The sequence below is a fragment of the Echinicola jeungdonensis genome, from assembly GCF_030409905.1.
GTDB lineage: Bacteria > Bacteroidota > Bacteroidia > Cytophagales > Cyclobacteriaceae > Echinicola > Echinicola jeungdonensis.
In genome coordinates, this window is the sequence record NZ_JAUFQT010000001.1 from 1,494,913 (window position 1) to 1,521,674 (window position 26,762).

Here is a 26,762-nt window from a genome sequence, read left to right on the forward strand (position 1 = left end):
CCATGAAAAAACTTTTCGCCATTCTTATTATAAGTCATATTCTTTATACCTGTTCTCAGCCTACTCTTGAAGAGAATGATAACAGACCAAAAAAAGAAGCCAAAAGGGATTTTTCCACTTATTGCAATCCCATCAACATCGATTATTCTTACATGTCCCATTACCGGGCTAAAAATAATGTCTCCTACAGATCAGGTGCAGATCCAGCAGTTGTCAATTTTAAAGGGAAATATTACTTATTTGTCACCCGTTCCCATGGCTATTGGACTTCGGATGACATGAGCAATTGGGAATTTATCCGGCCCCAAAGTTGGTACTTTAATGGCAGCAATGCCCCGGCAGCAGCAGTTAAGGAAGATAAAATCATTGTCTTGGGAGACCCTTCAGGCCGTGGAGCTGTCATTGAAACTGACAACCCTGAACTTGGTGATTGGAAAACAAATTTTGCCGTGATCAATATGCCCGGCGGTGTACAGGATCCCTGTCTTTTTGTGGATGATGATGGGAGAGTGTACCTCTATGAAGAATCTTCCAACAAGTGGCCCATCCGTGGTGTAGAACTGGATCCCGACAATTTTTATGTTCCCAAGGGAGAACAAAAAGACCTTTTTAACCTGGAACCCGAAAAACACGGCTGGGAACGCTTTGGCCAGGATCACAGATCGGAATTGGATCCTTTTATAGAAGGTCCCTGGATGGTCAAACATAATGGCACCTATTATCTGGAATATGGGGCTCCAGGCACCCAATGGAATGTCTATGCGGATGGAGTGTATACCAGTGACAGCCCATTGGGTCCATTTACTTATGCCCCTTACAATCCCATCTCCTATAAACCTGGCGGCTTTCTAAAAGGATCCGGACATGGAAGTACGGTAAAGGACAATAATGGCAACCTTTGGCATTATGCTACAATGGCCATTTCGGTTAATTACAAATTTGAAAGAAGGATAGGCATGTACCCCGCAGGATTTGAGGATGATGGGCAAATGTACGTCAACACAGCCTATGGGGATTATCCACATTTTTTGCCAGATACCGAGGTTGAAAATCATAAAAACCGCTTTACCGGATGGATGCTGCTTTCCTACAACAAACCAGTGAGTACCAATTCCAGCTTGGTGGATGCAGACATCAATGTGGTGGATGAAAGCGAAAAAGGTTATATGCAGGAACAAATCAGGGAGTTTGATATTTCCCAGGTCAATGATGAGGAAATCCGTTCCTATTGGGTTTCGGAAGCCAATCATGATTCCATTTATGTGGAAATGGACTTGAAAAAACCTATGGACATCAAGGCGCTTCAGATCAACTTCCAGGATTTCAACAGCAAGATTTTTGGCCGGCCGGACACCTTAAAACATCAATTTGAAATCTTAACCTCATTGGATGGGGAAAATTGGGAAACTGCGGTTGACTATTCCAATAATCAAAAGGACATTCCCCATGCCTATATCGAACTTGAAAACCCAATTGAAGCCCGCTATGTAAGATATGATCATAAATATTGCACAAATAATTACCTGGCCATTTCAGAATTAAGGGTATTTGGCAAAGGCCAAGAAGCACCCCCGGCAACCCCAGCCAACTTTAAGGCGGAAAGGCAAAGTGACCGCAGAAACACCAACCTTTACTGGGACCCTGTGGAAGGAGCAACTGGATATGTTATTTATTGGGGAATTGCAGAAGACAAGTTGAACTTGTCCGCCCTGATGTATGATGAACCCAATTACGAATTAAGGGCACTCAATACTGACCAAGAATATTATTATCAGGTGGAAGCCTTTAATGAAAATGGGATTTCAGAAAGGAGTGAGGTATTGTACACGAAGTAATAAAAACACCAAACTGGGTTTTTTATCACCTTAAAACATTTCTCTCTCAAGTCCCTGGCAAGGAAATTCCCTTCACTTTCCGATATAGTGAAAGCGCATATTTATCCGTCATTCCGGAAATGAAATCAATCAAATTCCGCAATAAAGTATACGGGATAAATGCCTCTTTGTCTATTTGGAATTCCTCAGGAAGTAATCGGAGAATGCTTTTATCTTTCCCTGAAAATGAATTAGGGGAATAATATTTACAATAAAGCGCTTTTGAAAAAACCTCCAGTAAGCCTTCCAAAACCTGATATCCTGCCGCTTCCTTTTCCAGCACTGGCCTGGATTGATATATTTTCTTGACAGAAAGATTGCTGATTTTTTTTAATACGAGAGCAGAGGGAATAATTTCTGTAAGGGCTTGATCAAAATCCCCGGAAAGCATACAAGCTTCCTGTTCTTCAAATGCAGCCACAGATTCCCTGATCAACTGGTTGATGGCCATTGCCCTTAACACCGCCAGCTTCTTGGCCCTGCTCGGAATAGCATTGAGTTTTTCTTCTTTGAAACGGTCCCCAAGGATTTGGGACAAAAGGTCGATAGTTTCCTCCAATTGCACCAAGCCTAAAGTACAGCCATCTTCCAAATCAATAATGCTGTAACAAATATCATCTGCAGCCTCCACCAAAAAAGCCAATGGATGCCTTAACCAACAATTTTCCCCTGCTGCTTGAATTCCCAAAACATTGGACAACTTTTTATAATGGCCCAATTGGTCTGCAAAGAATCCATATTTCTTGTGGCTCTTTCTTTTGGAATTTTTCCCATTCAGGTAAGAAGGCCTGGGGTATTTGGTAAAAGAGGCCAAAGTCGCATGTGAAATCTGTAGGCCATTGTCCTTTTCCACCAACATACGGAATCCTTGTGCATTACCTTCAAAATTGACCATATCGGCCCATTCTTCCTCTTGCAGATGCCTCTTCCACAATTTCCCATGGGAATGGAATTTAAAAAAATCAGAAATGGCCTCTTCTCCAGCATGACCAAATGGAGGGTTCCCTATATCATGGGTCAAGGCCGCAGCAGCTACTATGGCCCCAATGTCCCCATTGGTAATCCCTTTTTTTCTAAGTTCCGGATATTTTCTTAATAAAAACTCCCCGGCAGATTTCCCTAAAGACCTCCCCACACTGGAAACTTCTAAACTGTGGGTCAGTCTGGTATGTACAAAATCATTTTCCGGTAAGGGAAATACCTGGGTTTTGTCCTGTAAATTCCGAAAGGGAGCGGAAAAAATAATCCGGTCATAATCCCTTTCAAATTCACTACGGGATGAATCTGACCTGTCATCCAATTTTTTTTTGGCTACCAGGTCAAATCGGTCCGAGCTCAGTAGTTGTTCCCAATTCATCATGCCCAAAATTAATCAACCCCACTTAATCTGTTGGTATATTGAGGATAAAATCTTTACCTTATACGGAAGTGGGCAATTTCTGAATCTTTCGAGGAAAAATGTAATCATTGGCATGTTAATTGTATTAATTAACTCTTGTATAACCAACTAAAATCTTTTATGAAAACTAACCTGCTAAGAAACTGGATATTAGGATTGGGAGGCTTGATTATCGCAGCTTCCTGTAATCCCGAAACTGAAGATCAAATGAATGGAAACGCTACCCTAAATGTTTCCATGGTAGATGCACCAGCTGATTACGATGAGGTTTGGATCGAAGTATTGGGTGTGGAAGTCCTTACAGGAGATGACAATGAAGAAAATGAGTCTGCCTGGATTTCAATTGGAAATGAAGCAGAGGATGACCATGTCAATCTGCTTTCCCTGGTAGGAGGAAATTCTGCTTTCATTGGGTCCAAAGAAATCCCTGCTGGAGAAATTACCCAAATAAGACTGTTGCTTGGTGAGGACAACTTCCTTGTAAAGGATGGTGAAGAAATCCACCTTACCACCCCAAGTGCTCAACAAAGTGGCCTTAAACTTCAGGTACATGAAGAGTTATTAGCTGGTATTCAGTATAACTTGGTAATTGACTTTGATGCTGCGCAATCAATTGTAAAGGCAGGAAATTCCGGCAAATACATCTTAAAACCTGTTCTTAGAGTGGTAGCTGAAGAATCTGCAACCATTGAAGGAATTGTTTTGCCTGTTGAAGCCGAACCTACCATTTACGGAATTATCAATGAAGATACCGTTTCCACTTTCACTGATGAAAACGGTGCCTTTGCCCTAAGAGGATTGATGGGTGGAGAATATACCATCATTTTTGACCCAATGGACACAACTTATTTAGCCGACACGCTTTATAATGTTCCAACGATTGAAGGTGAAATCACTGTTCTTGACCCTGTTCAACTTGAAGAAGCTCCTGTAGAGGAAGAGCCTACTGAGGAGGAGACAACAGAAGAGGAAGAAGGCACCACTGAAGGATAAAAAGTGAAAACAGATAATTGATAAGTTTTTATAGTAGGCTTATCAAACAACCTATAAAGGGCCAAAAATGGCCCTTTTTTTATTGTAGGCTGACTTTGCCTTTACTGAATGGCTTTTGATCGATTTAAATGGTTAATTTTGAAAAATAAATTAAAGTCATTCTTCAAATTTCCAAATAATTTAAATTGGACCATGCGGCTAATTAACTTCCTGTTTTTCATAATTATTATCAGCTTCCTAACTGCTTGTATAGGAAACGATGATGTTTCGGGCAAAGCCCTGATAAACATTTATCTGGTGGATGCACCGGGTGATTTTGATGAAGCATGGATTGCCATAGAAGGGGTCGAAGTATTAATGGAAAATGAAAATGGGCCAGAAAACTGGATCCCATTGGAGTATATCCCCACCCAGGACCGAATTAATGTAAGTGATTTGATTGCTGGATCCGCTTTGATCATGGGAAGAACGGAGTTGGACACAGGCACCATTGCTGCCATTAAATTGGTATTTGGTAAAAATCATTTTTTGGTAAAGGATGGGAAAAATATTGAACTTAATCCTGAGAATCCAAATCTTCAAGAAATCATCATTGAAGCAGCTTATTCTTTGGATGGAGGGATTTCTCATGACCTTTTTCTTGATTTTGATTTGGACGCCTCCATTCGAGCACTTCCTGAAGGGGAAGGCTTTACACTAAACCCCAAAATTTCTTTTTTCTCTTCGGATAACATGGCTGCCATAAGCGGCAGGGTTACACCGGTTGCTGCTCAACCCGTTCTATATGCTATCATTGGCACAGACACCGTTTCTACCTATACAAATAATCAGGGAAATTATCTTTTCAGGGGATTACAAGAAGGAAATTACAACCTTTATATCGCCCCAAGGCCCCCCTATCAGGATTCCCTATTGATGGATGTTCCCACTACCCTGGGAATGAATACCCAAATAGAAACCATTACCCTGGAAGAACCTACTGATGAGGAAGCCGAATAATCTTAAAGGTTAATCCCAACAAAAACCATATTATATGGAAGAGGATATCAAATACATGCATCGCGCCCTTGAACTGGCAGATCTAGGTAGAGGTTATGTAAGCCCCAATCCGATGGTAGGCTGTGTGGTTGTTCATGATGATCGAATCATTGGAGAGGGTTACCACCAGCAATATGGTGGCCCCCATGCAGAGCCCAATGCCATAAATTCCGTCGAAGACCAAGATTTATTGCCCCAATCCACGGTTTATGTGACTTTGGAACCCTGTGCCCATTTTGGGATAACCCCTCCTTGTGCCCAACTATTGGCTGACAAAAATGTAAATAAAGTTGTAATGGCAGCCACTGATACCAATCCCCTGGTGGGTGGAAAGGGAATCAAAATCCTCCAAGATGTCGGTATCGAGGTTAAATCCGGCATATTGGAAAAAGAAGCCAGGCTTCAAAACAAGCGATTTTTCACCATGATTGAGCAAAAAAGGCCCTATATAATTTTAAAATGGGCCCAGACTCAGGATGGTTTTGTTGCAAGGTCCGATTATAACAGCAAATGGATTAGCAATGAATACAGTAGGCAATTGGTGCACAAATGGAGAACAGAGGAGGATGCCATAATGGTAGGGACCAAAACTGCCCACTATGACAATCCAAAACTCAATGCTAGAGAATGGAGGGGTAAAAATCCAACCAGAATAGTCATTGACCAACAATTGACCCTGGACCGGGAACTTGCCCTTTTTGACCGGTCCCAACCCACTCTTTGCTATAACCTTTTTAAGAATGAAGAATCTGAAAATCTCAGTTATATAAAAATGAATTCAGATTTTGCTATACACGACCTCCTTCATGATCTCTACCAAAGAAAAATCCAAAGTGTAATTGTTGAAGGAGGTGCTTATTTGTTAAAAAAATTTATGCAGAGTGGTCTTTGGGATGAAGCACGTGTTTTTACAGGCAATGCCTCTTTCAAAACCGGGATACCCGCTCCCAAGCTATCTATCGGCCCCAGTGAATCCTACGATATCATGGGTGACCAGCTGGAAATATTCAAATCTCTAATTCCCGACCCAGTAAAATATTAAATAGCATGTCTTATTCTCTTTTTGTACCACTTAACGCTTCAAAAAAAGAAAAATATGAAGCCATCCTACCCCAAATCAAAGGATTAGTAGAAGGTGAGAATGATCTTACTGCCAACCTCGCCAATATTGCGGCAGTTTTGAAGGCCACCTTTGATTTTTTTTGGGTAGGCTTCTATTTAGTAAAAAATGACCAACTGGTATTGGGACCTTTTCAGGGACCGATTGCTTGTACTCGCATTGCATTTGGGAAAGGTGTCTGCGGAACAGCTTGGAAAGAAGCAAAAACCCAATTAGTCCCCAATGTACATGATTTTCCAGGCCATATTGCCTGCAGCAGTGAATCCCAATCCGAAATTGTCTTGCCCGGATTTAAAAACAGTAAAGTTGCACTTGTCCTGGATATTGATAGTGATCAGCTTAATTATTTTAATGAGACAGATGCTGATTGCTTGGAAGAAGTGATGAAAATAATTGGAGGTTTATTATAGACTTGGGGTCAATTTTTAAATATCCTAAAAGGGAAAATACCAAATCGGTATATGAAAGGTTCAAAAATATTAAGTCGCCTCTTCCCACACTCTAGTATCGCAAATACGGAATAGGGGAATCCACTAGGCCCCCAATATCCTCCCTATATGGTACATATAAGGCACAAAAAAAGCCATGAACAGAACCCATAGCTTTAGTCAATTAACAATAAACCCAAAATAACCAGCTGTAGGGGAAGGATTCGAACCTCCACGGGGCAGTTAGGCAAAACACGAGCTCGATATTTGCTTTATCCCGGAATCCCCACCTCTGAGACAGAGAGGCATGTCTGCCAGTTTCAACACCCTACAGTATGAAAGCTTTTAAGCGCTTTTCGCTTTGCTTTATATTACAAATGTAATACAGCTTTACTTACGTTACAAATATCATAACAAATAAATTTATTTTTTACAGTTTTTTCACTAAAAAACCTTTTTAATTAACAAATCAGAATTTACATTATAAATAAAACATCTCAGTTTTCCGTTTTAATAATCAGCTAATTACCTCACTAACAAAAGACACATATCCCCTAAAACTTACCGAATGAGTTTTCCAGGTCCGCAATTGTGGAATAGCTTAATTTACCATATCACTTCTCAAATAATCCTCGGTTAACTTTTCTTCCTCATTCAATTCATTTGAATCAGTAGGCAAAGTTTGGTTAATCAGGTCATCACAAATTCCAACTCCGTCAGCAGAACCACGAAAAATGTAATGAGGAGTAGGTCCAAAAAACAAATTAATTCCGGTAATTATTATTCCGGGGAATATTGGTTATTATCCTTTCCCCCAATCTGGTTCTAATTTTGGCTCATAGGCGGCCATTTTATCCAACAGAACTCCTGGATCATTAGAAATGATCAATAGATCCCTCTGATATTTTTTGATAAACCCTTCTCCAGCAGCAAAATCCAGAAAATCCACCAATTTATCGTAATATCCCGCCACATTATAGAGGGCCAAAGGTTTTTGGATATAGGCCAACTGATTGAGGGTCATTATTTCAAATAACTCTTCCAGAGTCCCAATTCCTCCAGGCATAGCAATAAATCCATCTCCCCGTTCTGCCATAAGCCATTTCCTGTCTCGCATGGTCTCTACCACAGTTAATTCAGAGCATCCATGGTGTGCAACCTCAATATCTACTAATTTTTGGGGAATGATGCCATACACTTTTCTACCTACCTCCAACATTTGATTGGCCATTACCCCCATCAGGCCTACTTTACCTGCACCATACACCAAATCCATTTTTCTACGAATCATTTCTTCAGCCAACCGGATGGCGCCTTCTTCATAAACAGGGTTCTTTCCCTTTTGGGACCCACAATAAATGGTGATTTTTTTCATTTTGAATCAATTAACTAACCTTACCTTTTACGAAGAACAAAAAAAATTTCAGGTTCACAAAGACTTGGGGGTTATTAGAAAAAAAAGAATTAAGTAACCGCTCATGGAAGATAAAAAAACAATTTCCGTAAAGTTTAAAAACCTAGCTTAAGGAGGGGCCATGAATAGAAATTTTAATATTTGGCCAACCACAGCTCCTTATTAATTTTCAAGCATAAAGCCTAATATTTCCGCAATTGTGCTGGTAACATAAATATTCAATAAAAAGTCAGGGATCCGCTTCAGCGGCAAGTTTTCAGGAATCCACCTTTGATCAACAAGTGGGCGGGAATTTGATTTAACTCTTCTATTTAAATAATTTTATCCATCTAAATAAAAAGCGAATAATCTGATTGAGAATTAATTCAAAACAAATTGCCAGAATTACTGCTGGAAGCCTTTTAAGCCTTCAACAAAATAATCCTGGGGTTGCATCCAGTGAGCCTTGAATTGCAATGTCCACACAACCGTTAACGGTTGAACTATCACGAAATTACTTGCAGGAATTTAAATAATCAGAAGGCATTAAATGGAATTCCAATTCCCCAAAAAATTTTACTTATTTTTGATCTATGAAAATTTGTTTTGCCACCAATAATCCCAAGAAGCTGGAAGAAGTTCAAGCCGCTTTGGGGCAGGAATTTGAAATAGTTTCTCTTAAGGAAATCGGTTGTGAGGAGGAATTGCCAGAAACCGGTGATACCCTGGAACATAATGCCTTCGAAAAAGCGAGATATGTATATGAAAACTATCAGGTAAGCTGCTTTGCAGATGATACAGGCTTGGAAGTAGAAGCACTAAATGGAGCTCCAGGGGTATATTCAGGGAGGTATGCTGGGGAACCCCGAAGCGATGCCCGGAATGTTGAATTGCTATTAGAGAATTTAAAGGGAAAGGTAAACCGAAAAGCCCAATTCAAAACGGTAATTGCCCTAATCTTATCGGGCAGGGAACACCAGTTTGTGGGGATTGCCAAAGGGGAAATCACTCTTCAAAAATCCGGTGAAGGAGGATTTGGATATGATCCGGTGTTTTTGCCTGAAGGGAGAAACCGAACTTTTGCAGAATTGTCTATGGAAGAGAAAAATGCCATCAGCCACCGGGGTAAAGCTGTACGCAAGCTGGTAGACTATTTGAACAGCTTCCGTTAATATTAGCCAACTAAGGCTTTTTCTAACAACATAATGCCATGAACCAACCCTTTATTGTAGGAATCACAGGAGGAAGTGCTTCCGGGAAAACCCTTTTTTGGATCAATTGCTGCAGGCTTTTGACCCGGAAGAGGTATGCCTGATCTCACAGGATAATTACTATAAACCAAAGGACCAACAGCCTGTTGACGAACATGGTATCCCTAATTTTGACACCCCCTACTCGATTGATTTTGACCAGTATTCCGCTGATATTTTAAAAATCAGGCAAGGGGAACAGGTTTTCCGGCAAGAATACACCTTTAACAATCCCAAAGCCACCCCTAAAATTCTGACCTTTAAGCCTGCTCCGGTTGTGGTGGTGGAAGGCATTTTTGTGCTTTATTATCCTGAATTGGCCAAACTACTGGACTTAAAAGTGTTTATTGATGCCAAAGATTATATTAAACTCAAAAGAAGAATTGTAAGGGACAAAGTGGAAAGGGGTTATGATTTGGATGATGTGCTTTATCGATACGAAAACCATGTCATGCCCAATTACGAAAAATACATTGAGCCATTTAAGCATGATGCTGACTTGATCATCCCCAATAATGATGATTTTGAAAAAGCCCTTGAATTGGTAAAAACCTATTTGAAATCCAAAATAGTTTAGCTGCCTTCTTCACTTTGATTTAGATACAAAAAAGCCATCCAGTATTTTGGATGGCTTTAATAAATGAAAACAAACTCTTTTTTAATCCTCACCCATAAATGGATACCGGTAATCGGTAGCAGTAACAAAGGTCTCCTTAATAGTCCTCGGAGAGACCCATCTGAGGAGATTGATCATTGCACCAGCTTTGTCATTGGTGCCTGATTTTCTGGCTCCCCCAAACGGCTGTTGACCTACCACGGCCCCGGTGGGCTTGTCATTGATATAGAAGTTTCCGGCAGCATTCCTCAACTTTTTGGTGGCCAGTTCAGCAGCATACCGGTCATGAGAAAAGATAGCACCGGTAAGCCCGTATGGTGAAGTTTTATCCACCAATTCCAAAGCAGTTTCAAATTGCTCTTCATGATAAACATATATGGTAAGCACCGGACCAAAGATCTCTTCACACATGGTGGTGTACATGGGATCCTGGGTGACAAAAACGGTAGGTTCAATGAAATAGCCTTTACTTTTATCATAATTTCCCCCAGCTATCAATTCCACTTCTGGAGCCTCCTTGGCATTATCAATATACTTGGAAATTTTATCAAAAGCCTTTTCATCAATTACCGCATTGAAGAAATTGGTAAAATCTTCCGGACCACCCATTTTGACCGTTTTCAAATCTTCCAGCAGGTATTTTTTGACATCTTCCCAAATATTGGCAGGCATATAAGCCCTGGAAACAGCAGAACATTTTTGTCCTTGGAATTCAAAAGCTCCCCTTAACAAGGCCGTAGCCACTTGTTTGGGATCTGCAGATTTGTGAGCAATGACAAAGTCCTTGCCACCTGTTTCCCCTACAATTCTAGGGTAGGATTTATAGGTCTCAATATTTTCCCCGATGGATTTCCAAATGGTTTGGAATACTGCAGTGGAGCCTGTAAAGTGGATTCCCGCAAATTCCGGATGTTTGAAAATCACTTCTCCCGTAACAGGTCCATCCACATAAATTAGGTTGATCACCCCATCAGGCACTCCTGCTTCCCGGAATACTTCCATTAATACATTGGCTGCATAAATTTGGGAATAAGCCGGTTTCCATACTACTGTATTCCCCATCATGGCAGGGGCAGTAGGCAGATTTCCTGCAATGGCCGTAAAATTAAATGGGGTTAGGGCAAAAACAAATCCCTCCAAGGGACGCTGTTCTGTCCTGTTCCAAACCCCATTCCCGGAGATGGGAGGTTGTTCTTCATAAATATTAGTCATGTATTTTACATTGAACCTCAGAAAATCCACTATCTCACAGGCAGAATCAATTTCCGCCTGAAATGGATTTTTGGACTGCCCCAACATGGTGGCAGCATTCATCTTATCCCTGTAAGGTCCTGCAATTAAATCGGCTGCTTTTAGAAATACCGCAGCCCTTTGTTCCCATTCCATGCATTCCCAAGCCTCTTTAGCACCCAAGGCTGCATTGATGGCTTGCTCAACATGGGAGGCATCTCCCTCATGAAAGTATCCCAAAATATGTTGGTGGTCATGAGGAGGGGACAGTGGTTTTTTATTTCCTGTCCTTACTTCCTCACTGCCAATATACATGGGAACATCCACTTCCTTTGCACGGGCAGCTTTGAGAGCTGCTTGCAGCGAGGCACGTTCAGGAGTGCCTGGAGCATAGCTATTTACCGGTTCATTTTTGGGTTCCGGTACGTTAAAGAAACCTTTGAGCATAAGCGTTTGAGTTTTTATTCTGTCCTACACAAATATAAAAACTCCCACGGGAATTCCTCATTTCAAGTCAGGAAAGGCAAATCATAATAAATATTCCAGTTCTTTTAATTCTGTAATCGTATAGGTGGGCTCTGGATCACAATCCCTATTTCTCGGATTAAAAAACACTTGATCGATCTGCGCATTTTTGGCCCCTAGAATATCTGAAGAGGGATTATCTCCTATCATGAGGCATTCCCCTGCTTGAGTCCCCAAGCGACTAATGGCAAATTCAAATATTCTTTTGTCAGGTTTTTTGTGCCCAGTTGTTTCAGCTGTTACCACCAAATCAAAAAAGGAGGTTAACCCGGAAGAATTTAATTTAAGGGATTGGCTTTCATTGAAGCCATTGGTGATAATATGGAGTTCGTATTTGGCCTGCAAATAAGCCAAAATCTCCTTGGAATGTGGAAATAAATGGGGTTTAGTAGATGTTCGATGGAGAAAATCAGCCTCCATTTCTTTAGGTACTGTGATTTTTTCAAGTCCTAATAATTCAAATATCATTTTAAACCTTACCTTCCTTAAGGTGGATTTATCAATCTTCCCTTTATTAAAGTTTTCCCACAAACCATCATTTACATGTGAAAAAGCCTTGTAAAATTCCAATTTTGAGGCAACCCCTAGTTCCAACAAAGCATAAATTTCATAAAGCTCCGCAAGGGATTCCTGTACATTTCGGTTATAATCCCAAAGGGTATGATCCAAATCAAAGAAGAGGTGTCGGTACTTTTTCAAAACGGGTGGTACTATTTATCTGTAGGGATTGTTTTCAATTTTATTGATGGCAAGTTCTCGGTTGGACCTTAAAATCTCATAAATTTCCTGGTCATGGATCAAGTTGGCATCTTTCTGAATAAACTTAAATATTTGACCAATAATATCGATGGCCTCATCCAAAATATAGTAGAAAGTCCATTGGTCCACCCTGTGGCTACCCACCAAACCGGCATTTTTAAGGTAGGCCAGATGGCGACTGGTTTTGGTTTGGGTAAAATCCAGGATATGCTCCAGATCGGAAATGCACAACTCTTTATTTTGAATCAAAAGGTGAATAATCCGGACGCGCGGTTCTTCAGAAAGGGCCTTAAAAACCCGCATTCCATAACTTAAACTTATATTTTTAAGGCGCATTTAATAACTTTTAACGAACAAACCTGTTGTCAAATTAAGAAAATACAGGGAAAATAACCTATTATAGCGTTTGAATTTGAATTGAAAGACTAAACCCATTAACTTCAATGGTCGTTAGTCATTAAAAAGGAAGATTTTGAAAAACCGGAGCCCACACTTGACTTTATTTTTGGTGATAATCCTGTTTGTCCTCGGAGGGAAACAGGCCATGGCACAAGAAACTCAAGAACCAAAAGTTGTGCAGCTGTCCGGTATAATTCTGAACGCCGACAGTACCAATGCCATTTCGGGAGTTAACGTATATGTTCCAAAAAAAAGAAGAGGAACCAGTTCCAATCAATTCGGTTATTTTTCATTGCCGGTAGTTCCAGGAGATAGCGTTGTCTTCAGTTTTGTTGGCCTGAAAAAACAAAGCTTAATTGTCCCAGATGACCCAAAGGGGGATAAAATTAGCTTAATTCTGACCATGGTGGAGGATGAAATAGCCCTTAGCGAGGTGGAAGTAATGCCTTATCCGACAGAAGAAGAATTTAAAAGGGCTGTTTTGGCCATGAATGTGGAAGAAATGCCTTTGGATAAAGAAAGCTTAAGCCCCACATTACTCCTAAAATGGGCTGAAGAAATGCCTGCCTCTAGTTATGAAAATTTCCGGAGCTTCCAGAGCGGCCAAATGCAACAAATCCAGGACCGTTATGGCCCAAGATCCTTCCCATTACTTAACCCATTTGCCTGGGCTAAATTCATCAAGTCCATTAAGGGCGGAGATCTAAGTAATGACGATTAAGCAAATAATAAGGTTTAGTGACTAACTTCCAATTGGATATGTTTATTAACCTTTAGTGGCAATATATCTTCTCCACATTAATCAATCTTTCAAAAATTGAATCCTACCCTTTACCAATAGGCAACACTTAATTTTCGGTTCATATCGAATCGAGGTGGGTTTTATATATTTGTCCACAACAAATTAAACCAAATAGTAATGAGAAAATCCCTTTCAGTGGTGCTCCTTCTTTTTATAAACAGCACCCTGCTTTTTGCCCAACAGCAGGAAAAACCCAAATTGGTCATTGGAATTGTAGTGGATCAAATGCGCCAGGAATACCTTTTTAAATATTATGATCGCTTTGTAGATGGAGGGTTTAAAAGGTTAATGCAAGAAGGGTATATGATGAAAAACGCGCATTATAACTATATCCCCACCTATACTGGCCCAGGTCATTCTTCAATTTATACTGGAACCACCCCGGCCAATCACGGGATAATTGCCAACAATTGGTATTCCAAAAAACTTGGAAAAACCATTTACTGCGCTTCAGACAGTACAGTATCGGCAGTGGGAGGAACCGAGGAAAATGGTAAAATTTCTCCCAGAAATTTACTGACAACTACGATTACGGATGAATTGATGTTGTCCACCAACAAAAGTTCAAAAGTTGTTGGCATTGCCATCAAAGACCGGGGAGCTGCACTTCCTGCAGGTCATATGGGCCAAGCTTATTGGTTGGATAAGGAAACAGGGGAATTTATGACTTCCAATTATTACCGGGAAAAATTACCTGAATGGCTAATTCAATTTAATCAACAGAAATTACCCTCAAAATATTTGTCTAAGCAATGGGAAACCCTTTTTCCTGTGGCAACCTACCGCCAAAGTATTTCGGACATAAATGATTTTGAAGCACCTTTTAATGGAAAAGAAACCACCGATTTCCCCTATAATCTTTCAGAATTACAGGACAAAAACGGAGGAATAGGCCTAATTGCAGCTACCCCCTTTGGCAATACCCTGACCTTGGATATGACTTATGCAACCTTGGAAGGAGAAAATCTTGGAAATGGAGAAAGTACAGACTTTTTGGCTTTGAGCTTTTCCTCCACCGATTATGTAGGACACCGCTTTGGTCCAAGTTCTGTGGAATTGGAAGATACCTATTTAAGGTTAGACCGGGATCTGGAAAAGTTCTTTACCTATTTGGATGAAAATTACGGAAAGGATAATTACTTGCTTTTTCTTACAGCTGACCATGGCGTGGCTGATATAGTGGGTTATATGGAAAGTGAAAACATTCCATCGGGAAGTTTTAACAGCCGCTTTGCACAAACCCAGTTAAAGGGATTTGTGCAAAACCATTATGGAGAGGGTAACTGGATCCTCAATATCTCAAATGAACAAATTTTTCTAAACAGACCTTTGATTAGGGAAAAAGAAATGGACCTGAAAAAAATCCAAAGGGAAGTGGCGGACTTTGTTTTAAGATTTGAAGGAGTCAAAGAAACCTACACGGCTTCCGAAATGAAGAAAATGGAATATACCTTTGGTAGAAAACATCTCTTGCAAATGGGGTTTAACCATAAATCCTCTGGAGATATCCTGATCGCTCTTGAACCTGCCTGGTTAAGCAACTCCTACCGGGGCACTTCACATGGAAGCGGATACACTTACGACACGCATGTTCCAATACTCTTTTATGGATGGAAAGTCAAAAATGGACATTCTGCCCGTTATTGCACCATTACCGATATTGCTCCAACCTTATCCATGTTATTGAATATCAGGCTTCCAAATGGGGCCACAGGCCAACCTATCTTGGAAGTACTGGATTAAACTTATTCAAAAGAATAATGGTGATGAATTGAGTTACTTATTTGGAAAAAATCCCTTTAATAAGGATTTAGTGAAGTGTAAAATTGGAATCCAAAACCATTAATAAAATTTATTTTAATATTCGAAATGATGAATTAGTAATTAGACGTTAATTCATCATTTCGAATTCACCCATTCATCCCTTTGCAACTGATTTTTTTCGGTTAAATTTTAGGAATAGGCTACACTTACCTGGCTTCGGGAAAACTATAATTTATTAAAATCATCTTATCCACACCTTTTCCACATATTTTCCAGTCCTTGTCTGGATCCATATATAGTGAATTCCAGGAGGCAAATCTTTGATCTCAAACTCAAATACACCCTTTTTAGGCTCAATTTCCCTAATTTTTTGCCCCAAAGTATTAATAATCGTCAGTGTTAACACAGGGGACAGACCTTCAAGCTGAAGATGGATATCTCCATCTGAAGGATTTGGAAAAACTTGAATATTTTTTTGTCCACTTTCTTCATTATTCAAATCTGTAATTAGATTTACATTCACCTCCATGGATTCCCCTGGACCTTCATTGCATTCATTCATAGGGGTAACTGTAAGCACAAAATCTCCCTCATTTTCCCATTGAACCATAACATTTGCGGTCCCCTGGCCAGAGGCAATAACTCCTCCACCACCAGTACTCCATTGATAATTGATCCCAGGTACCTCCGGCACTTGGTATTCCTCTTCGGTAAGCCCTACTATTGCTGAACCATTAATTGGCTTGGGTTGCTGTGGTGCTTGACTCACTTGAACCGTCTTTTGATAAACTACTCCTTGGCCGCAGGCATTTCGTGGTCGGACCTTTATATATTGCGTGCCTGTTTCAGTCCAATCCACCAAAACACTGGACAATCCTTGCCCTTCCTGAATGACCCCTCCAGTAACTTCCCAGATATATTCTGTACCATCGACCTCCTCTACTTCATATGCCCCTAGACTATTCATGCAAGAAACCCCTTCTCCAATTATTTCTGTAATGGCTTGCGGAGAAGTGGAAACCAAAACCTCAAGACCAGTGGTAGGGCCATTACCGCATTCATTTTGCCCCCTGACCAATACTGCATTTCTACCAGGTGTATCCCACCTTACGACCACTCTGTTGGTTCCCTGACCTTCCAAAATGGTTCCCCCATCAACACGCCATTCATATACCACATCAGGATCCAGGTCATCTTGAACTGAATAAATTTGTTGACTTAAGCAAATATTATCCTCCCCAAAGATGGTACTGGGCTCTAAGGGCACCAAACAACTATATTCATAAAAAGTCCCATTTTCACCAGCAGCATAACCTTTATTCAGATCCCCAAAACTGATACTTCTAAAATCCTGAAATGTACCCGTGGAATTAACTTCCCAAGTTTCTCCTTTATCTTTGGTTTGCAACATCAAACCATTCGCCCCTGCAATAAAGCCAACGGATTCATCCAGGAACTCCACCGCATACAGGTTTTCACCTGAAGGTATATCAACAGCTCCCCAAGTCGATCCTGCATCCGTGGTTTTAAATGCTAACCCCTGTTTTCCCACTACAATGGCAGTCGTATCATCCAAAATGGCCAAATCCATCAAATCTTGAGAAGTACCCAAATCCAGGGTGACCCAATTTTCCTGATCAACCGTCCTGAGAATTTTCCCTGCCTGCCCTGCCACCAAGCCGGTATCCGCATTAAAAAAATCTATATCTCCAAAATCTCCAAGACCACTGTTCACATCAACTTGTTCCCAGTTTACCCCCCGGTTACTGGTTTTGGACATATATCCCTGCTCCCCTACTATATATCCTTGGTTTGCATCAAAAAAATGTACCCCATAGAGATGATTTTCTGTACCGGGATTTAATGCGGTCCAGGATCCACCGGAATTAGTAGTGTTTAAGATAGTGCCATTATCCCCGGCTACATAACCAAAGGCCCCAGAAACAAAATCCAAAGCATGGAAGGGCAATGAAAGTGGCCTGGAGCGATCTGTAAAAGAAGCTCCCCCATTGCCGGTCAATAAAATGAGGCCATTATCCCCGATAAGATACCCTCTGGATTCATTAGAGAATTGGATGGCGTTAAAGTCATTATTTCTACCGGACATTCTTGGTGACCATCCCCCTCCTGAATTACCTGAGGAAATTAAAACTCCCGAATTGGCCACCGCATAAATATCACTGCCCAAAAGCTTAAACCTGATGGAATTTATATCTTGATTGGTTCTACTGTTTACTTCTGAAAAGGTAAGCCCACCATTGGTAGTGCGGAGCATGGTACCATTGACACCTCCTACTATCCCTAAATCGGAATTTAATTTACTAAACACCACCCTCCTATAATCTATTTCGGTTCCACTTTGGATAAAAGTCCAATCTTCTCCCGCATTAATGGTCTTAATAATCAATCCCCCGTCACCTACGGCATATCCTGTTGTGTCATCAGTAAAATAAATATCATACAATGGAGATTGAAAGTTCTGGGGAAGTGCAGACCAGCTTTCACCCCCATCAACAGTTTTCAAAATTTCTGCATCAGAACTTGCCACATATCCTGAATCGGCATTGATAAAATATAATCCATTTAAATCTGCCTGTGTCCCACTAGTAGAAAGCGTCCAGGAAAGGCCTCCATCTTCAGAAAGAAAAATCAAGCCCTCCTCAGCACTAATTACCACAGTTTCTTGGGATAAAATCTGAACATTAATTAAAGCGGATGGGGTTGGTAAGGATATTAACTCCCAATCCTGTCCTCCATTTTCTGTCTTAAATATTTTACCATTTTCTCCTACAATTAACCCCATGTCTTCATCAAAAAAGTCCAAGCTTAACATATGGTTTTTTATGGGGGATTTTTGCTCCGTCCAGCTTAAGCCTCCATCAATGGTTTTTAAAATAATCTCTTCCCCTGCTAGGAAGGCAGTTTCTTCATTTACCCAATGGATATCTTCAAAATCATTCCCCCAGCTTCCTATTCTCCTCCAGGATTGGGAAAAAGCAGTTTGAAAAATGAAGGCTATCAAAAAAAATAAAAGTAGTATTCTTTTCATAGGAAGATTGAAATATAACAAGCGCTGTAGTACAAAAATAAAATTTTATGGGATTATAAAAAGGAGATTGATAGAAATAAAATAGGACTAATTTTATAAGCTTGATAAAAAACCTACTAAAATGCAGTCCATTTTTTACGGTTTGCAGTAATCATCCCATCTAAACTGGGGCATTCCCCTTTCCTGGCAGGGTAGGATAAAAAAAAGAGGCCTCTAAGCCTCCTTTTAAATAATGTTAACGTTTTCTTTTTTACCGGTCTTTTGCACCCACGGAAATCATTGCGCAACGGAATCCGATATGGTTTGTGGCTGAATCCTGATGCATAAATCTCCTAGTACCAGGAGAAAGCCAATAGGCAACATCTCTCCAGGATCCTCCTTTGTAAACCCTGTAATTATTATCAATTAGAGTAGTACCATAGTTGGATGCATCATCTAAGGTTCCATCTCTCCTCAATGGGTTCAAATCTTCAAAATCCTGGTACGAAAGGGGACGATAAACATCTTCCACCCATTCATTCATATTTCCAGCCATACTATACAGCCCAAAATCATTGGGAGGAAATTCGTAAACATTAGTAGGGATGATTTCACCATCATTGGTGATACCTCCGGAAATACCAGCATAGTCACCCCTTCCTCGTTTGAAGTTGGCTAAAAAATCTCCCTGGCGGGACTTCCTTTTAACATCATATGGGTTTCTTACGCCTCTTCCATCCCATGGATATATTCTACCAAACTCTTGGTTTTCATCCAAATACTGGGTTCCTATCATGGCTTTTGCTGCATATTCCCACTCTGCCTCATTAGGCAAGCGGTAGCTGGGCAATACCACACCGCGCTCAATAAGTTGAGTTCTGCTCATGGCTGAATCCAACTCATTTTCTTTCCGGTATAATTCGTTTACATAAATGGTCCTCCACTTGGCATATGCATTGGCTTGTACCCAACTTACTCCAGCTACAGGATAAAAGTTAAAGCCAGGATGCCTAAAATAGTAAGTGGCATAAACATCATTATAGGACAAAGCCTCGGACCAAACCTCTTCATCGGGTTCCAAATTATTGAGGGAATCCGTGCTTACCCTTTTTTTCATATTGAAAAGAAACTCCTTGTAATCCACATTGGTAACCTCCGTTTCATCCATATAAAAGGAAGCAATTGTCACTGTCCTTTCGGCATTGTCTCTAAATGCCATTACATCTTCCTCTTGGGTACCAATAACGGCCCTGCCTCCCTGAATATATTTTAATTTAGGTCCAACCACTTGGTCTTTTAATTTAACCACGGTAAACTGGGTGGTATCCTCTAAATCGAAATTAAATTCTGCTCCAGTGGAAGCACTTACCTTTCCAGGATCCCCTGCAGTCCTTCTCCCATATGTTGGTCCGTTCTTTTTAGCACAGGAATCCAATAAAATCATCGAAAGCACTGCCAGTGCTACGATAACAAGGTTAAAATTCTTTTTTCCAAACACCATGTGACAATCGATTTTTGCCCTAATCTAAAATATTATGCTAATATATAATCATTAATGACTTAATACAATACATTCTCATATTCCTTATGTAATGTAAAACGGTTTTTGGTCATTTCCTCATGAATAATATCTCAAAAAATATTGACTTTTGCTATATATCCACTTTAACTTTTCATTTCATTTAACCATTTCTTGGCAATATTGACCGTTTTCACCCCGCTTATTGTAAGAATTAAACGGTTTTTATGCTCTTTTATTTTACATTTTTTTGGCTGAGTTTGAATGTACCGAAGAATATTCCCGAAAATATCAGATTTAAAATAACTTTCCCTAGTACTGGGAACAAAGTAACATTTCATCAAATTATTTTTCAGCACCAATTTTTCGAAGCCCAATTTTTCGGCCATCCACCTTAGCCTTACGGTTTCAAAAAGGGAATCGACCACATCTGGAATGGGCCCAAAACGGTCCTTGATTGACAAGGCAAATTTTTCAAGCTCCTCTTCAGTTTTGATATTGTCCAGTTTAGAATATAGGCTCAGCCTTTCTGAAATGTTAGTGACATAATCCTCAGGAATCAATAATTCCATATCTGTTTCTATCACACAATCCTGAACCAGAATCTCCACTTTTTCTTTAAGATCCTCTTCAAATAATGCCGCAAATTCATTTTCCTTCAACTCCTGCACGGCCTCATCAAGGATTTTATGGTACATATCAAAGCCTAGATCGGTAATAAAGCCGCTTTGTTCGGCACCGAGCATATTTCCGGCACCACGGATATCAAGGTCTCGCATGGCCACCTTAAAACCATCACCCAATTCAGAAAACTCTTCCAAAGTTTGAAGCCTTTTTCTTGCCTCAGGGGTTAAAACAGACATGGGTGAGGTCAACAAATAACAAAATGCCTTTTTATTACTCCTGCCAACACGGCCACGCATTTGGTGAAGATCACTCAGTCCAAACATATGGGCCCTGTTGATGATAATGGTATTGGCATTAGGAATATCCAGACCTGATTCAATGATATTAGTAGAAACCAGTACATCATATTCCCCCTCAATAAATTTTATCATTACCCTTTCCAGGTTTTTTCCATCCATTTGCCCATGAGCACCCACCACCCTGGCATCTGGGACAAGACGCATTATCAGATTGGCAATAGAGTCAATTTCACCCACCCGGTTATGAACAAAAAAGACCTGGCCTCCCCGGCGTAACTCATAGGCAACTGCATCACGTATCACCTCCTCTTTAAAGGTGTGAATTTCAGTGGTTACTGGTTGGCGATTGGGGGGAGGTGTCGCAATGACTGAAAGGTCTCTGGCCCCCATCAAAGAAAAATGGAGAGTTCTGGGGATTGGCGTGGCCGTAAGGGTCAGCACATCAACATTTACCCTTAACTCCTTGAGGTGATCTTTAACTTTAACACCAAATTTTTGTTCCTCATCAATGACCAATAAACCCAGATCTTTGAATTTGATGTCTTTATTGACAATCCTGTGGGTTCCCACCAAAATATCAATTTCGCCAGAAGTAACCTGTTCAGCAATGGTTTTAACCTGTTTGGTGGAACGGAACCGATTGATAAAATCCACTTTTACAGGAAAATCCTTCAACCTTTCCTTTATGGTCCGGTAATGCTGCATGGCCAAAATGGTAGTCGGCACTAAGATCGCCACCTGCTTTCGGTCGTTAATGGCCTTAAAGGCAGCCCTGATGGCCACTTCTGTTTTGCCAAACCCCACATCCCCGCAGACCAACCGGTCCATAGGGTAAGCCTTTTCCATATCATTTTTCACATCATAGGTGGCGGTAGCTTGGTCTGGTGTGTCTTCATATATAAAAGAACTTTCTAGCTCTACTTGCAGGACACTATCTGTATTATATTGATATCCGGAAGCATTTTTCCTTTTTGCATAAAGGGATATCAGATCTTTGGCAATATCCTTGACCTTCCTTTTAACCTTTTTCTTTTTGTTTTCCCATTCCTGGGAGCCTAGCTTGGACATGGTGGGCATGGTCCCTTCCTGGCCTGAATATTTGGATATTTTATGAAGCGCATGGAGGTTGACATACAATAAATCATCATCCCTAAACACCAGCCGAACCGCTTCCTGAAAATTGCCATTAATTTCCACTTTTTCCAGCCCTGCAAACCTTCCCACCCCATAATCCACATGGACCACATAATCACCTGCCTGAAGGGTTTTCAGTTCCTTTAGGGTTAGCGCTTTTGATTTGCTTGCCTTCTTTTGGGTTTTGTACCGGTGAAAACGCTCAAATATTTGATGATCGGTATAACAGGCAATACGGACTGAAGGGTCTATAAAACCTTCCCTTAAACTAATCAGCAAAGATTGCACTTTCAGGGTCGGGTCTAATTCCTCAAAAATATTATGCAGTCTTTCGATCTGTTTTTCGCTTTCGGAACAAATCACATTTAGCAATCCCTTTCGCTCATTTTCAACCAAATTTTCCACCAAAAGGTCAAAATTCTTATTGAAAGAGGGTTGAGGCTTGCTTTCCAGGTCAAATGCCTTGGCTCCTTTTAAATGAAACTGGTTTCCAAATTCAATCTTGGTAAATCGCCGGATAGCTTCAGCAAAGGCATCACCATCATCAAATAGGTCTTTTGGCTTTATCAAAAGCGGGTTTTTGTCAGTTTGCCCGAGAATTTGATCAAACTTTTGGGTTGCTTTTTGAAAGGAATTATCCAACACATCCAAGGTAAGTTGGAAATCCTTTATCCAAATGGTGGTTTGATCTGGGAGAAAATCCAGGAAAGATTGCCTCACCTCCTGAAGCAACCTTGTTTGAACATTCGGGATGATGCTGATTTGCTTTAACTGGTCAGTGGATAGTTGGCTTTCCGGGTCAAAACTCCGGATACTTTCGATTTCCTTTCCAAAAAGTTCTATCCTATAGGGTTGTTCACTGGCATAACTAAATACATCTATGATCCCTCCCCGTATGGCAAACTGACCCGGTTCATATACAAAATCTGTTTTTTCAAAATCATAGGTGCTAAGCAATTCCGCAATAAACTCGGTATCCACTTTTTCTCCCACCTTGGCAGAAAACGTATTGTCTGACAAGGATTTTTTATTGATTACTTTTTCATAAAGGGCCTCAGGGTAAGTGACAATGATTTCCTGCTCAGGTTCTTTGGATAGAATTTTGTTCAGAATTTCTGCCCTAAGAAGTACATTGGCATTTTCCACCTCATCATATTGATAAGGCCTTTTATAGGAAGAGGGAAATATTAGAATCTCCTTATCCTCAAACAACTCCTGTAAATCACCCGCAAGGTAAGCTGCTTCTTCCTTATCGTGAGCAAGGATAAGCTGGAAGCCTCCTACTTTTTTAGATAAAACAGCGGTCAAGACCATATCCAAACTTCCGGAGGCCTTCTTTAATTGAAAGGAATTTCCAGGATGGGATTGGACAGTGGTGATAAAGGTATTGATAAATGAATCTTCCTCGTAAAGGGACAGAAATGCTTTTTTATCCAAGATTGTAATAAATTCTTTTTGTATTAATGCTACTAATCTATTAGCCTGCAAGTTAGGAAAAACCTGCTTTTTCACAGGCATTTCCCAAGTGAACTAATTGAAAATAAATTGGTATCTTAAATTATAGTTTCCACGTGAAGAGTTGATTCCCAACTTAATCGATAGTATTACAAATCCAAGAGTAAGGGCTAGTAGTCGGTTATGGTCTGCAAATTGGTTAGTTCCCAATTAGACAGTACCCCAGTTCCCCAAATAAACTGGATCTTATCAATTTTTAAGTTTAGTGAAAACCGTTAATTTACTTCATGTCGTCTTAAGAAGATAACCAGTCCTACACATAGGGTGAAAATCCTCCATTTTAACAGGACATTTCAACCACATTGTTGATGAAAAGAAAAATTAAAGAAAATTGGTTCCAAAAATTGGAAAAGTTACATCCCTATCAAACCTTGGTTTATCTAGGAATGGTAGGGAGCGGATTGATTTTTTTATTCCTCACATTGGCCTATATGTATGCCATCTGGGGCCATAATATCAATCAGGCCTTTCATATTCCCTTTTCATTTTGGATAAGCACTGGACTCATTCTTTCAAGTAGCTTGGTGGTAGAGCGAATGGTAAAGTACTATAAAAAAGATAAAATGAAGTACCTGGAAGTATCCCTTTGGGTCACTTTTATTCTTGGGATATTGTTTTCCTTTTTTCAATTTTTGGGATGGAGGGCATTGGCACGGATGGGGTTAAATTTTACAGGAATACCATCCGGAAGTTATCTTTATGTATTGACAGGGATTCATATTTTCCACCTAATTGGTGTATTGATCTATGCTATTTGGCTAATTGTGGAGGTTCACAAAGCAGTAAAAGACCCAGTAAAAGACCTAATCCTTTTCACAAATCCCTTTATTAAGATGAAATTCAAGCTATTTGTTACCTATTGGCATTTTATGGACGCTGTTTGGATGGTACTTTTTTTGTCTTTTGGTTTACATTTTAGTTTTTTTTCGCCTAAATCCATGTTTATCCAAATAATTTTTTCAAATTTTATTTATCACATTTTAAACCAAACCTTTTATGGCAAATAAAAACTATGAGGTCAACCTTAACCCTGACTGGATCAAAAAGTATATTAAAAAGATCCTGTTGGGATTGATCATTGTTATTGCAGCTTTTACATCCACTTTTACAGTGGGGCCGGAGGAAGAAGGAGTTGTGGTCCAATTGGGCAAATACAACCGGACTGTTCCTCCAGGCTTGAATTTCATCTTACCATTTGGAATTGAAAAGATGCATAAAATCCCCGTGCAAAGGCAGTTAAAACAGGAATTTGGATTTAGGACCACAAAGGCCGGTCAACGGAGTTCTTACACTAAAGAAGGCTACCGTGACGAATCCATGATGCTTACTGGCGACCTCAACCTTACAGACGTGGAATGGGTGGTACAATACCGTATTGATGATTCCTACAAATACCTTTTTAAAGTACGAAATGCCGACAAAACCCTTAGGGACATGTCTGAAGCAGCCATGCGGAAAATTGTCGGAGACCGTACCGTAAATGAAGTACTGACAGTGGGCAGGCAGGAAATTGCAACAAGTGTAAAACAACTCCTTCAAGAACTATGCGATGAATATGAGAATGGTATCCGTATTGATCAGGTGGTGTTACAAGATGTCAACCCCCCAGATCCTGTAAAACCTTCTTTTAATGCGGTCAATGAAGCCCAACAGGAAAGGGAGACCTTGATCAACCAGGCTGAAGCAGACTATAACCGTATCATCCCGAGGGCAAAAGGGGAAGCGCAGGAAACCATTGAACTGGCCGAGGCATTTGCCCTAAACAGGGTCAATAGAGCAAAAGGGGAAGCCAACCGCTTTCATGCTGTATTCAAATCATATATCAAAGCTCCGGAAGTTACCAAACAGAGAATTTATCTGGAAACCATGGAAAAAGTTCTTCCAAAACTAGGCAATAAAGTCATCGTGGGTGAACAAGGTAACAATGTTTTACCCTTACTTAATCTGGACAAGAAAGGAGGTCAGAAATAATGAATAAGCGCATAATCATATATATCGTAGTGGGAATTCTTGCAATTCTTACCATCAATGGAAGCATTTTTATCCTGGATGAAACCCAACAAGCCATCGTCACCCAATTTGGGAAACCGGTAGGTGAACCCCGGACCAGCCCAGGTCTAAATTTCAAAATTCCCTTTTTGCATAAGGTTCAATTTTTTGACAAAAGGTACCTTGAATGGGACGGGGACAGAAACCAAATCACCACAAAAGACAAAAAATTCATCTTTGTGGACACTTATGCCAGATGGGAAATCACCAATCCACTTCAGTTTTTTATCCGGCTTAGGGATGAACGGTCTGCTCAATCAAGGCTTGATGATATCCTGGACGGGGAAACCCGGAATGCCATTGCCAATCACAATCTATTGGATGCTGTTCGTTCCACAAATAGAGACCCTGAAGTAACAGAAGAATTCATGGAGGAATTGGAAGTGTTAGAAGAGATTTCTGTTGGCAGACCAAGAATAGAGGAAATCGTCTTGGCCAAGGCTAATGAAAGGACTTCTGATCTGGGTGTTCGTGTCCTGGACTTTAAATTTAAAAGGATGAATTACGTAAACGAAGTACGTGACAGGGTGTATGACAGGATGATAAGTGAAAGAAACAGGATTGCTGACCAATTTCGTTCTGAAGGACAAGGAGAGGCCCGCATAATCCAGGGTAACAAGGAAAGAGATCTTGCCCAGATCCAGTCAGAAGCATACCGGAAAGCAGAGGAAATCAAGGGCCGGGCTGATGCGAAAGCCACTGAGATCTATGCGGAGGCCTATAACCAAAACCGCCAATCAGTGGAGTTATATAAATTCCTTCGGTCCATGGAAAGTTTTGAAAAATCATTGGATGAAAATACTACGATCATCCTATCTTCAGATAGTGAATTTTTCAAATTTCTGAATGAGCTGGATTAACAGAAGGATACCCTGATGGAATCTTTGGGCCATATTACTTCCAATTAGAAGGCCAATAATTGCGAATTAAACTGGGATTTATTTCCTTCAAAAAAAAGCTGAATAGTCATAAAAAAACCGCCCCACAATATGCAGGGCGGT

The 26,762-nt window shown here is 40.4% G+C and carries 19 protein-coding genes, 1 tRNA gene and 1 pseudogene; 12 read left to right on the plus strand and 9 right to left on the minus strand.

The annotated features are described in order from the left end of the window. Positions 1-2 precede the first annotated feature (2 nt). On the plus strand, positions 3-1,835 hold the full coding sequence (locus QWY93_RS06310; protein ID WP_290247325.1) for a family 43 glycosylhydrolase: 1,833 nt from the start codon (positions 3-5) through the stop codon (positions 1,833-1,835). A 46-nt stretch (positions 1,836-1,881) separates the two neighbouring features. Here QWY93_RS06310 and dgt read toward each other — a convergent pair whose 3' ends face one another. Continuing rightward, positions 1,882-3,234: a dGTP triphosphohydrolase gene (dgt, locus tag QWY93_RS06315; RefSeq protein ID WP_290247326.1), complete on the minus strand. Its 1,353-nt coding sequence runs from the start codon at positions 3,232-3,234 to the stop codon at positions 1,882-1,884. A gap of 159 nt (positions 3,235-3,393) precedes the next feature. Between dgt and QWY93_RS06320 the strand changes: the two genes are divergently transcribed. The 4 genes from QWY93_RS06320 to QWY93_RS06335 all read left to right on the plus strand — a co-directional run bounded on the left by QWY93_RS06320 (position 3,394) and on the right by QWY93_RS06335 (position 6,834). Continuing rightward, positions 3,394-4,266 (plus strand): DUF4382 domain-containing protein, encoded by an 873-nt coding sequence (locus tag QWY93_RS06320; RefSeq protein ID WP_290247327.1) that lies wholly within the window; start codon positions 3,394-3,396, stop codon positions 4,264-4,266. 192 nt (positions 4,267-4,458) lie between these two features. Then, positions 4,459-5,265, plus strand: a complete 807-nt coding sequence (locus QWY93_RS06325) for a DUF4382 domain-containing protein (protein ID WP_290247328.1) — start codon at positions 4,459-4,461, stop codon at positions 5,263-5,265. A gap of 34 nt (positions 5,266-5,299) precedes the next feature. After that, entirely contained in the window at positions 5,300-6,346 is a 1,047-nt protein-coding gene (ribD, locus tag QWY93_RS06330) for a bifunctional diaminohydroxyphosphoribosylaminopyrimidine deaminase/5-amino-6-(5-phosphoribosylamino)uracil reductase RibD (RefSeq protein ID WP_290247329.1), read from the plus strand. A gap of 5 nt (positions 6,347-6,351) precedes the next feature. Beyond that, the gene (locus QWY93_RS06335; protein WP_290247330.1) at positions 6,352-6,834 is read left to right on the plus strand and encodes a GAF domain-containing protein; all 483 of its coding nucleotides are present in this window, start codon (positions 6,352-6,354) and stop codon (positions 6,832-6,834) included. A gap of 227 nt (positions 6,835-7,061) precedes the next feature. Here the strand turns inward: QWY93_RS06335 and QWY93_RS06340 are convergent. After that, a tRNA-Asp gene (locus tag QWY93_RS06340) sits at positions 7,062-7,185 on the minus strand. 469 nt (positions 7,186-7,654) lie between these two features. Beyond that, complete coding sequence (locus QWY93_RS06345) at positions 7,655-8,227, minus strand: LOG family protein (protein WP_290247331.1); 573 nt, start codon at positions 8,225-8,227, stop codon at positions 7,655-7,657. 611 nt (positions 8,228-8,838) lie between these two features. On the opposite strand from QWY93_RS06345, the gene QWY93_RS06350 reads away from it, so the two are divergent. Together QWY93_RS06350 and udk are read left to right on the plus strand one after the other, a co-directional pair. After that, positions 8,839-9,417, plus strand: coding sequence for a non-canonical purine NTP diphosphatase (locus QWY93_RS06350; protein ID WP_290247332.1), 579 nt, complete (start codon positions 8,839-8,841; stop codon positions 9,415-9,417). A 38-nt stretch (positions 9,418-9,455) separates the two neighbouring features. Continuing rightward, a pseudogene (udk, locus tag QWY93_RS06355) lies at positions 9,456-10,072 on the plus strand (uridine kinase). Positions 10,073-10,153: 81 nt separating this feature from the next. On the opposite strand, the gene pruA reads toward udk, so the two are convergent. From pruA to QWY93_RS06370, 3 genes are all read right to left on the minus strand, one after another. After that, on the minus strand, positions 10,154-11,788 hold the full coding sequence (pruA, locus tag QWY93_RS06360) for an L-glutamate gamma-semialdehyde dehydrogenase (RefSeq protein WP_290247333.1): 1,635 nt from the start codon (positions 11,786-11,788) through the stop codon (positions 10,154-10,156). A gap of 81 nt (positions 11,789-11,869) precedes the next feature. After that, complete coding sequence (locus QWY93_RS06365) at positions 11,870-12,565, minus strand: YjjG family noncanonical pyrimidine nucleotidase (RefSeq protein ID WP_290247334.1); 696 nt, start codon at positions 12,563-12,565, stop codon at positions 11,870-11,872. Between the two features lie 15 nt (positions 12,566-12,580). Beyond that, on the minus strand, positions 12,581-12,961 hold the full coding sequence (locus tag QWY93_RS06370; RefSeq protein WP_290247335.1) for an ArsR/SmtB family transcription factor: 381 nt from the start codon (positions 12,959-12,961) through the stop codon (positions 12,581-12,583). A gap of 136 nt (positions 12,962-13,097) precedes the next feature. On the opposite strand from QWY93_RS06370, the gene QWY93_RS06375 reads away from it, so the two are divergent. After that, entirely contained in the window at positions 13,098-13,745 is a 648-nt protein-coding gene (locus QWY93_RS06375) for a carboxypeptidase-like regulatory domain-containing protein (protein ID WP_435380191.1), read from the plus strand. 198 nt (positions 13,746-13,943) lie between these two features. Further along, positions 13,944-15,569, plus strand: a complete 1,626-nt coding sequence (gene pafA, locus QWY93_RS06380) for an alkaline phosphatase PafA (RefSeq protein WP_290247336.1) — start codon at positions 13,944-13,946, stop codon at positions 15,567-15,569. A 262-nt stretch (positions 15,570-15,831) separates the two neighbouring features. Here the strand turns inward: pafA and QWY93_RS06385 are convergent, their stop codons facing one another. The 3 genes from QWY93_RS06385 to mfd form a co-directional block, all read right to left on the minus strand. Then, on the minus strand, positions 15,832-18,639 hold the full coding sequence (locus QWY93_RS06385) for a YCF48-related protein (RefSeq protein ID WP_290247337.1): 2,808 nt from the start codon (positions 18,637-18,639) through the stop codon (positions 15,832-15,834). A 250-nt stretch (positions 18,640-18,889) separates the two neighbouring features. Further along, positions 18,890-20,119 carry a gliding motility lipoprotein GldJ gene (gldJ, locus tag QWY93_RS06390; protein WP_290247338.1) on the minus strand — a complete coding sequence of 410 codons (1,230 nt, stop codon included), beginning with the start codon at positions 20,117-20,119 and terminating at the stop codon, positions 18,890-18,892. Positions 20,120-20,283: 164 nt separating this feature from the next. After that, positions 20,284-23,634, minus strand: coding sequence for a transcription-repair coupling factor (gene mfd, locus QWY93_RS06395; protein WP_290247339.1), 3,351 nt, complete (start codon positions 23,632-23,634; stop codon positions 20,284-20,286). Between the two features lie 386 nt (positions 23,635-24,020). Between mfd and QWY93_RS06400 the strand changes: the two genes are divergently transcribed. Genes QWY93_RS06400 through hflC form a run of 3 tightly spaced genes read left to right on the plus strand, consistent with a single transcriptional unit; the run spans position 24,021 to position 26,621 of the window. Further along, positions 24,021-24,719: a cytochrome c oxidase subunit 3 gene (locus QWY93_RS06400; RefSeq protein WP_290247340.1), complete on the plus strand. Its 699-nt coding sequence runs from the start codon at positions 24,021-24,023 to the stop codon at positions 24,717-24,719. Beyond that, complete coding sequence (gene hflK, locus QWY93_RS06405) at positions 24,709-25,683, plus strand: FtsH protease activity modulator HflK (protein WP_290247341.1); 975 nt, start codon at positions 24,709-24,711, stop codon at positions 25,681-25,683. Before QWY93_RS06400 ends, hflK begins: the two co-directional genes overlap by 11 nt. Then, a complete protein-coding gene (gene hflC, locus QWY93_RS06410; protein ID WP_290247342.1) occupies positions 25,683-26,621 on the plus strand; it encodes a protease modulator HflC in 939 nt (312 codons plus the stop codon). Before hflK ends, hflC begins: the two co-directional genes overlap by 1 nt. Positions 26,622-26,762: the final 141 nt, after the last annotated feature.

Excerpts from the sequence above, each read along its gene's own strand:
- QWY93_RS06335 (WP_290247330.1), top strand. The coding sequence starts at position 6,352 with ATGTCTTATTCTCTTTTTGTACCACTTAACGCTTCAAAAAAAGAAAAA.
- QWY93_RS06400 (WP_290247340.1), top strand. The coding sequence starts at position 24,021 with ATGAAAAGAAAAATTAAAGAAAATTGGTTCCAAAAATTGGAAAAGTTA.
- QWY93_RS06320 (WP_290247327.1), top strand. The coding sequence starts at position 3,394 with ATGAAAACTAACCTGCTAAGAAACTGGATATTAGGATTGGGAGGCTTG.
- ribD (WP_290247329.1), top strand. The coding sequence starts at position 5,300 with ATGGAAGAGGATATCAAATACATGCATCGCGCCCTTGAACTGGCAGAT.
- pafA (WP_290247336.1), top strand. The coding sequence starts at position 13,944 with ATGAGAAAATCCCTTTCAGTGGTGCTCCTTCTTTTTATAAACAGCACC.
- dgt (WP_290247326.1), bottom strand. The coding sequence starts at position 3,234 with ATGATGAATTGGGAACAACTACTGAGCTCGGACCGATTTGACCTGGTA.
- pruA (WP_290247333.1), bottom strand. The coding sequence starts at position 11,788 with ATGCTCAAAGGTTTCTTTAACGTACCGGAACCCAAAAATGAACCGGTA.
- QWY93_RS06325 (WP_290247328.1), top strand. The coding sequence starts at position 4,459 with ATGCGGCTAATTAACTTCCTGTTTTTCATAATTATTATCAGCTTCCTA.
- QWY93_RS06310 (WP_290247325.1), top strand. The coding sequence starts at position 3 with ATGAAAAAACTTTTCGCCATTCTTATTATAAGTCATATTCTTTATACC.
- hflK (WP_290247341.1), top strand. The coding sequence starts at position 24,709 with ATGGCAAATAAAAACTATGAGGTCAACCTTAACCCTGACTGGATCAAA.
- QWY93_RS06350 (WP_290247332.1), top strand. The coding sequence starts at position 8,839 with ATGAAAATTTGTTTTGCCACCAATAATCCCAAGAAGCTGGAAGAAGTT.
- hflC (WP_290247342.1), top strand. The coding sequence starts at position 25,683 with ATGAATAAGCGCATAATCATATATATCGTAGTGGGAATTCTTGCAATT.
- QWY93_RS06385 (WP_290247337.1), bottom strand. The coding sequence starts at position 18,639 with ATGAAAAGAATACTACTTTTATTTTTTTTGATAGCCTTCATTTTTCAA.
- gldJ (WP_290247338.1), bottom strand. The coding sequence starts at position 20,119 with ATGGTGTTTGGAAAAAAGAATTTTAACCTTGTTATCGTAGCACTGGCA.
- QWY93_RS06345 (WP_290247331.1), bottom strand. The coding sequence starts at position 8,227 with ATGAAAAAAATCACCATTTATTGTGGGTCCCAAAAGGGAAAGAACCCT.
- QWY93_RS06370 (WP_290247335.1), bottom strand. The coding sequence starts at position 12,961 with ATGCGCCTTAAAAATATAAGTTTAAGTTATGGAATGCGGGTTTTTAAG.